The organism is Streptomyces sp. NPDC037290, from assembly GCF_055603245.1.
The window spans coordinates 1-7,305 of the sequence record NZ_JBVJVZ010000069.1; the positions used below are offsets into that span (position 1 = coordinate 1).

4 protein-coding genes, 1 tRNA gene and 3 pseudogenes are annotated in these 7,305 nt (G+C 64.2%); 3 read left to right on the forward strand and 5 right to left on the reverse strand.

Annotated elements, in window-relative coordinates:
- Positions 1–561 precede the first annotated feature (561 nt).
- Together ACZ7HQ_RS44280 and ACZ7HQ_RS44285 are read right to left on the reverse strand one after the other, a co-directional pair.
- Positions 562–969 carry a zinc-binding dehydrogenase gene (locus ACZ7HQ_RS44280; protein ID WP_471003013.1) on the reverse strand — a complete coding sequence of 136 codons (408 nt, stop codon included), beginning with the start codon at positions 967–969 and terminating at the stop codon, positions 562–564.
- A gap of 65 nt (positions 970–1,034) precedes the next feature.
- Positions 1,035–1,367 carry an alcohol dehydrogenase catalytic domain-containing protein gene (locus ACZ7HQ_RS44285; RefSeq protein ID WP_471003016.1) on the reverse strand — a complete coding sequence of 111 codons (333 nt, stop codon included), beginning with the start codon at positions 1,365–1,367 and terminating at the stop codon, positions 1,035–1,037.
- A 107-nt stretch (positions 1,368–1,474) separates the two neighbouring features.
- Here ACZ7HQ_RS44285 and ACZ7HQ_RS44290 point away from each other — a divergent pair.
- Together ACZ7HQ_RS44290 and ACZ7HQ_RS44295 are read left to right on the forward strand one after the other, a co-directional pair.
- Positions 1,475–1,558 (forward strand): annotated as a pseudogene (locus ACZ7HQ_RS44290) (DDE-type integrase/transposase/recombinase); the annotation flags it as partial.
- Between the two features lie 332 nt (positions 1,559–1,890).
- On the forward strand, positions 1,891–3,321 hold the full coding sequence (locus tag ACZ7HQ_RS44295; protein WP_471003019.1) for a ferredoxin reductase domain-containing protein: 1,431 nt from the start codon (positions 1,891–1,893) through the stop codon (positions 3,319–3,321).
- Between the two features lie 6 nt (positions 3,322–3,327).
- Here the strand turns inward: ACZ7HQ_RS44295 and ACZ7HQ_RS44300 are convergent.
- Positions 3,328–3,597, reverse strand: a pseudogene (locus ACZ7HQ_RS44300) (nucleotidyl transferase AbiEii/AbiGii toxin family protein); the annotation flags it as partial.
- Positions 3,594–3,955 (reverse strand): annotated as a pseudogene (locus ACZ7HQ_RS44305) (hypothetical protein). The pseudogenes ACZ7HQ_RS44300 and ACZ7HQ_RS44305, both read right to left, overlap by 4 nt.
- 129 nt (positions 3,956–4,084) lie before the next feature.
- Here ACZ7HQ_RS44305 and ACZ7HQ_RS44310 point away from each other — a divergent pair.
- A tRNA-Met gene (locus ACZ7HQ_RS44310) sits at positions 4,085–4,158 on the forward strand.
- A 485-nt stretch (positions 4,159–4,643) separates the two neighbouring features.
- Here the strand turns inward: ACZ7HQ_RS44310 and ACZ7HQ_RS44315 are convergent.
- Complete coding sequence (locus ACZ7HQ_RS44315; RefSeq protein ID WP_471003022.1) at positions 4,644–7,199, reverse strand: alpha-L-fucosidase; 2,556 nt, start codon at positions 7,197–7,199, stop codon at positions 4,644–4,646.
- Between the last annotated feature and the right edge of the window lie 106 nt (positions 7,200–7,305).

The following is a 7,305-nucleotide window of genomic DNA, read 5'->3' on the forward strand; positions in this document are numbered from 1 at the left end:
AGCTGCGATGCTCCACAACCCGCATCACCAACCTCGTCCAAGCCGTCCTCACCCTGCACCTGACCTGCTCAAACTGAGGTTGGAAAAGGCTCACTATCCCAAGCGGCACGAACAAGGCCTGGATATGCGCAGCAGCCAGCCAGCCACGTATCCCCAGCCTCATACATTGCAGCGAAACGCGGTAAAGAGACCATAACCAGCACATTAAGCCCCAGAGAACCCGTGCTTGCACACCGATCGCAGGATTACGACTTCAAACCCCACGTTAGGGGTGCCCTTGCCGGAAACCTCGTCCGTGCAGGTCATGCGGCGTGCTGGTACTCGTGGAGGATGCCGCCAAGGCGGTCTCGTTTGCGTACATCGAGGCGGTCCATCTCGTCCGGATCCGTGTTCGCACTCGCGCGCGCACACGGAATCGACCCGCACGCCTTCTGACCTCGCCTGTTCGTACGGCGGCGCCCCCGAACACCCTGGTCGTGCGCGGGCCGCCGCCGTACGTGCTGGTCAGGCGCCTGGCGGACACCGGGGCCCAGCTTCGGGATCGAGTGGTGCCCGGTCGGGTCATGCACGGGTGAGCACGAGTTTCTTACCGCTGGCCCGTCCGGTGACCACCCTGGCGAACGCGGCTGGTCCCTCGCTCAGCGGCAGGGGTTCCGGTGCGAGTTTCAAGGTTCCCGCGGCGGCCTGCTCCGCCAGCTGGACAAGCTGCGCGGCGTTGGGCTCGAGGTAGAGGTCCCAGCTCGTGAGGCCTCGTTCCTCCGCAGGTGCGTCCGAGGTCAGGGAGCATAGGCGGCCGCCGTCCCGGACCAAGGGCAGGGCGGCGTGCGCCGTGCCGGTGGCGATGGTGAGGGCGGCGTCGAACCCGCCGCGTACCTTGGTCGGCCAGTTCGGGTCGTGGTAGTCGACGACCTCCATCGCTCCCAGACCGAGCAGGCGCTGTGTGGTGGCGGCAGAGGCGGTCGCGGTCACCTTGATGCCCTTGGCCGCGGGGAGCTGGATGGCCAGGGCTCTGGTGGCCCCGCCTCCGTTGGTGATTAGGAGCCGCTGTCCTCGGCTGAGGTCCAGCTCTCCAGGGCCTGCACCGCGGTGAGTTCGTTGACCGGGAGCGCCGCCGCGTGCACGGCGTCCAGTCCGGGTGGGCAGGCTGCCGTGTGAGCCGCGTTGATCAGAACGCGTTCGGCCCAAAAGCCGCTTCCCCCGGGCAGCCGGGCCTCGTGTGCGAGTACCCGGTCACCTACGGCAAACCCGGTGACACCCGCGCCGACGGCCAGCGCTTTGCCTGCGTCCTCCACTCCCAGCGCCGCCGGGGGGTGCAGCCCCCACGTCCCAGCCGGCGCCGTTGAGCAGTTTGTCCCACGGGCCGACACCGGCCGCCTCAACCGCCAGCAGGATCTGACCGGGCAGCCCGGCCGGCTTGCAGAGGCCTCTGCCCGGCAGGGCGCGGCGGTGGCTGCGCCGCGACCGGCTGCAGGCCGGGGACAAGTGGCACCTGGACGAGGTCTTCGTGAAGATCAACGGCGAGCGGCACTACCTCTGGCGCGCCGTCGACCAGGACGGCCATTACCGTCCCGGGCGTCGGTCTTGCCCGTTCCGCGGGGGCATCACCAACGATCCCGACAGCCACGGAAATTGATCAAGCCCTGCATGAAGGTGGGCAACGCCACAGGAGAAATCCGGGAATCCCCCGTGCGAAATGAGCCGCTCGCGGGTCCTACGGGATATACGGCCTCGCACCGGCCGAGGCGGAAACGAGATCCGCCGCAAGTGTTCCCCCGTCCAACGTCCGCAGGGGTGCCGTGCCCCGTCGCTGAACGACTCGCCCACGGACCCGCAGCGCTAACTATGCGTCACTCCCTCGGTACCCAGAAATTTCTCGCACAGGAAGATGACATGACGACACATTGCAACGAGACGCGTCAGACGTCAACCGCACTGGCAGACCCTTACGTCGTTACCCCCCGCGCCGTCGAAGCATTATTCCCAGCAGGCGTGGGTGGCGTGGCCCCCGCTATCACTGAATCACGAGTCGCACTTCCGCAGCCAATTGCACAACATTGGCGACGATTTTTGAAACATCCAAGACTCAGACCCTATAATCGCCTGGCTGTACTTGCGATTGTCGCAAATGCAGCGATCGCAGTTATGTTTTGGGATACGTCCTGGACGTCGCCTGCAGCAATTTCACAGGCCGCGACGGTCAACTTCATGATCGCTACCTTGATTCGCCAGCAGCACGTAGTGAACCTTGCATTTCAGCTGGCTACACGTGCTCCCCGTAAATGGCCCATGAAGGTTCGATGGGCGCTGGCCAAGGTGTACCAAATCGGAGGTCTGCATGCGGGGGCGGCGGTCTCCGGAACGTTCTGGCACTTTCTCCTGGCCGCACGTCTTACCGATCGGGCGGGCCACGGCAAGACCGACACTCCGCCATTAACGACAACTTACTTGCTAGCTATTCTCCTGTTCTTGATAATTGTCACAGCCTCACCCGGATTCCGTAGAAGATTTCACGATATTTTCGAAGGGTTCCATCGCTTCGGGGGCTGGGGGGTGACTGTACTTTTTTGGCTCCAGGCATTGATTCCTGAATTCCGTGTGCCAGATCGGCACAGCGTATTCCTCTCCCTGTTGGGCCACCCTGCTTTCTGGTTTCTTGCCCTCACTACCGCGAGCAGCCTGTTACCGTGGCTGCGACTTCGCAAGGTGGCCATTAAAACAACAAGGCCGTCCCCCCATGCAGCACTTATCCGCTTCGACTACGGAGTGACGCCTTTCTGCGGATCGGGGCTGCCGATAAGCCGCAACCCAGTGATGGGATGGCATGCATTTGCCAGCATTCCGACGCCCGGCTATACCGGCTATCGGATGGTCATCTCGAGAGCTGGAGACTGGACAGCTTCATTCATCGATGAAACGCCTACACATGTATGGGTGAAAGGAATCCCCACATGTGGCGTCGGTCATATTGCGAAAATGTTCCGTCGGGTGGTATTCGTCGCCACGGGGAGCGGCATAGCCCCCATACTTGCACATCTTCTTGCCAATTACGTCCAGTCGCATCTCGTGTGGGTAACCCGAAACCCCAGAGAAACTTACGGAGACGAGCTCGTGGACGAAATATTCACCATGCAACCAGCAGCAAGAGTATGGGACACCGACAGAGACGGTCGCCCTGATCTCCTCTCGATGGCCTATGCCGCTTACGAATCATTCGACGCAGAAGCAGTCATCATTATCTCTAACCAAAAACTGACCTGGCAGGTAGTCCACGGACTCGAAAGCCGAAACATCCCGGCATTCGGCGCAATATGGGACTCCTGACGGTGCTGCGGGGTCGGTGACGATGAGGCGACCGGAGAGCGGGTCGGTCTCGATCTCGCGGACGGTCCAGCCGCGTTCGGTGAGGCCTGCCCGGACGGTACGGATGATCTGGTGCATCGGGGCGGGGTTCTCGGTGGCGACGTCCAGGTCCTGGGAGAGTCGGTCGACCAGACCGTGGGCCTGCACGGCGTACCCGCCGGTGATGACCAGCGGGTACGGGGTGCCGATGGTGAGAACGTCGGCGAGCAGGCGACGGTGCAGCTGGGACAGGTTCACGGGGCCTTCGCATGAGCCAGCTCGGGGAAGGCGTCCTCCCACGCGTCGCGGACGAAGCCGCTGATCAGGGTGCGCAGGATTGGCCACTGGCTGATCAGGAGGTCCCGGTTGAGAAAGGCCTCCAGGTCCTGGCGCTGTCCTTCCGCCAGGACGGTGCGGTACAGGCTGATCCGGGACTTGAGGCCGGTCAGGTCGTAGGAGCGACGCCCGGACCAGACGACGTGCAACGGCAGGTCGACAGTGCCGCGGGCGGGGCCGGTCAAGTCTCTTCCAGACAGGTCGGCAATCGGTGGGTGTACCGGTCCCGTAGAACCTTGGCGGCGTCGGGGACAGGCGAGCGGGGAGACATGACGGCCATGAGGCCAGTATCGCCTGCTGAGCCGTGTCAATCATCACTTACCCCCGCCCGGCCGCCGTCGCACGCCGGGGGGTGGAGGGTTTGAATTTCGCCCTCTGGCCGTGTCCGCGTGTAGGGTGGGCGGACCGACGCGGAGTGGAGCAGCTCGGTAGCTCGCTGGGCTCATAACCCAGAGGTCGCAGGTTCAAATCCTGTCCCCGCTACTACCAGCGCCCCGGCCCCTCGATGCCATGTCGAGGGGCCGGTCGCATGTCGAAGCGCTGCCTACGCAGCCGCCCCAACGGCGAGCCGGTACGGCACCCGGCACACGCGCACGATCCGCCAGGCCGAGGCGTGGCAGCTGGTCGGCTACCTGCTGCTCGATGCTGAGGACCGCTACCAGATCGACACCGTCGGCCTGTACCTGACCCGCTCCGCCACTCTCTCGTCAGCTGGCCCCGTGGAGGAGTACCTGGGACTGCTGAGGGCCTGCCGACGGCCGTACGTGCTGGTCAGGCGCCTGGCGGACACAGTGGCCCAGCATCAGGATCGGGCGGTGGCGGTTGGGGCAGGCTTGGGTGAGCACGATCTTCTTACCGCCGGCCCGTCCGGTAACCACACGGTCGAACGCGGCCGGTCCAGTAATTACGCAGAGTGAGAACGGAGGAGCAGGTCCCCCGTGGTCAGGGGGACCGGCCGGGGGATTGATTCATCGGTGGGTTTGCAGGGCGTCGAGTTGGAACCAGGTACCGTTTCGTTTGACGGCCTTGAGGGTGTAGTCGCCGTAGGGCAGGCCGGTGGCACTGTAGAGGACCTGCTGCGGTTGATAGCCCGGGCCGACGGCGCTGACGGTCTGCTGCTTGACGACGTGGCCGGAGGCGTCGCTGAGGGTGATGTCGACGTCGCCGAAGGCGGGGCTTTTGGGGGCGATGTAGTCCACTCCGGTGCCGGTGAACTTGTAGGTGAAGGAGTCTCCGTCGGCCCTGGTGGCGTGTACGTCGTTGTTGTAGTCGCCAACGCTGCGGCCTGCCGCGTAGCCCCATGAGCCCTGGTAGACGATGCGGTCGTCGGTGTCGTTGAGCTTCATGTCCTGGAGCTTGAGGTAGCAGGCTTTGGCCACGCCGGGGATGGGGTCGCCAAAGGTGGCGTTGTTGCAGTCAGTGCCGTCGATGGCAGTCTTCATGGTGAACTGGCCGTTGGCTCCGTAGGCGACCGTCGCAGGGCCGGTGAACGGGCAGCCGCCGTTGTCGGAGTCTTCGGGGGCACACCAGGCGTAGCCGGTGGGTCCGGTTGCGGGGTTGTCGATCTTGAGAGCGCCCAGGGAGAAGTACGAGCCGTTGGCCGCGACGACTTTGAGCCGGTGCTGTCCCATGGGCAAGTCGCTGAGGGAGAAGACAGTCTGTCGCGGCGTGTAGGTGTTGCTGTGGGTGTTGGCCTGTCCGCGCAGGACGCCGTCGATGTAGATGTCGAGGGTGCCGCCGGTGGGCTGGGTGGGGGCGATGTAGTGGATGCCGGTGCCGTTGAAGGTGTACTCGAAGCTGTCCCCGGGCCGGCTGGTCGAGGTCACCCAGGCGCCGTTGTAGGTGATCACGGAGTCGGTGTTGTTGACGGTCTGGGCGGTCGGGGCGGCTGCGCGCGATGGTGGGGTGTAGGTGCCGGTGTAGTACACCCTGAGTGCGTCCACGTTCAGTTCCGAACCGCCTGCCATGACGACCTTCAAGGTGTGCCGCCCATGGGGCAGGCCCTTCTTGCGGAACAGGACCTGCCGGCGCTGGTAGCCGCTGGGTACGTGGGCGTTGACGGTGCCCTGGGATACACCGTCGAGGTAGACCGTGGCCGTGCCGGCGCCGGGTGTTTTGGGCGCGATGTAGTCAATTCCGGTGCCCGTGAACGCGAACGTGAAGCCACTGCCGACATTTCTGGTGGTGTGCAGGTTGTCCTCGTAGTCGCCCGCTTCGCGGTAGTCCCAGTACTCCCAGTCTCCGCGCGTGTACTGCCAGGTGCCGTGCCATTTCTGCGACGGTGCGTACTGCCAGTACCCGTTGTATCCGATGGCTTTGCTGGCGTCGTCGATGGAGGCGGACTTCTCCGCTGACGGATCCTGACGGGTGACGGTCAGTTTGATGGCCGTGTCGTTGGGGTCCCAGGACCCGGGGATGGTGAGCCGGACACCGCTGGCGTCCTGCCTGAGTGTTACCGGGGTGCCGTCCTTGACCAGCGAAGCTGCTCCGAAGAGCTTGCCGTCCTGAGGGGCTGGGAGGGTGAGGGTCTGCCCGGCTGGTGGTTTGAACACGTGGAGGTATTCGGTGCGGTCGTCAGGGGATTTGGTGGCCACGCCCCAGGTCAGGTCGTTGATCGTGGTGCCGGATACGGTCGGATACGAAGTGCTGGGCCTGGTGCCGAGAACCGACGGTTTGATCTGGTCGATCCAGGTGCCGACCTGCGTGAGTGTCGGCATCACCCCTGGTTCCCAGCCGCCGCCGGCGTAAGGGCCTGCCGCCCAGGTCACGCCGGCGCCCTCGCCATTGGTCGCCGCCTGCAGGACGGTGTACCGAAACATGCTCTGCGGGGAGTACTTCACCCAGCCACCGGTCTGTGACGCGTACCAGGAAGTTCCGAGGCCTGGCCGGATGGTTACCGCCACGGACTGCTGATAGCCAGGCCACACGTTCCCGTTGGACTGCGCGAACTCGCCCCCGCCCCCGTACTCCTTACTGCCTGTGTCCAGTCCGTACAGGTTGCCGTGGCTATTCTGGATCAGGACGGCGCGCGGATTGACAGACTTGATCGTGGCACGGAGCCGGGGATAGTCGATCATCTTGTCGCTATCGGCTTCGGGGCTGCCTTCATCCATGTACAGGCCGTCGATCCGGTTGCCGTAGCGCTGCATCAGCTCTCGGTACAGGTCATTGATGAATCGGTTCCACTTCGGCCGGTCGAAATCTCTGCGTGAGACCCAGCCACTCGCGTTGGAACTGAACCCTGGGCCTGCCCCCTGGCCTGTTCTCGCCTGGCCCTCCGCATCTCCAGGACCTTCGGCTGGGTGGGTGTAGAAGTAGACGTGGATACCTTTAGCCTTGACCGCGGTGATCATGTCGCCGAGCAGGTCGCGGTTGATCCTGTGGTGAGGCAGGCCCCAATCCAGCATCGTCTGACTCGGCCACAGGGTCACCATGTGGGCGTGCCAGGCGGTGAAGATGACGTACTGCACCTTGGCAGCAGCAAGATCTTTGGCGAACCCAGCCGCGTCGAAGCTGTTCGCCAGGGTATTGGGATCTGTCCCGCGTCAAGTTTGTGGCTCACTGATCTTGCTCTGAAAGTTGGGGATGCAGGGTCGGGGTGCGGTAGACCTCGATCGGGCGGTGGCCGGC

Bases quoted from the DNA above. Each gene is read 5' to 3' on its own strand.
- ACZ7HQ_RS44295 (WP_471003019.1), top strand. From the start codon at position 1,891: ATGACGACACATTGCAACGAGACGCGTCAGACGTCAACCGCACTGGCA.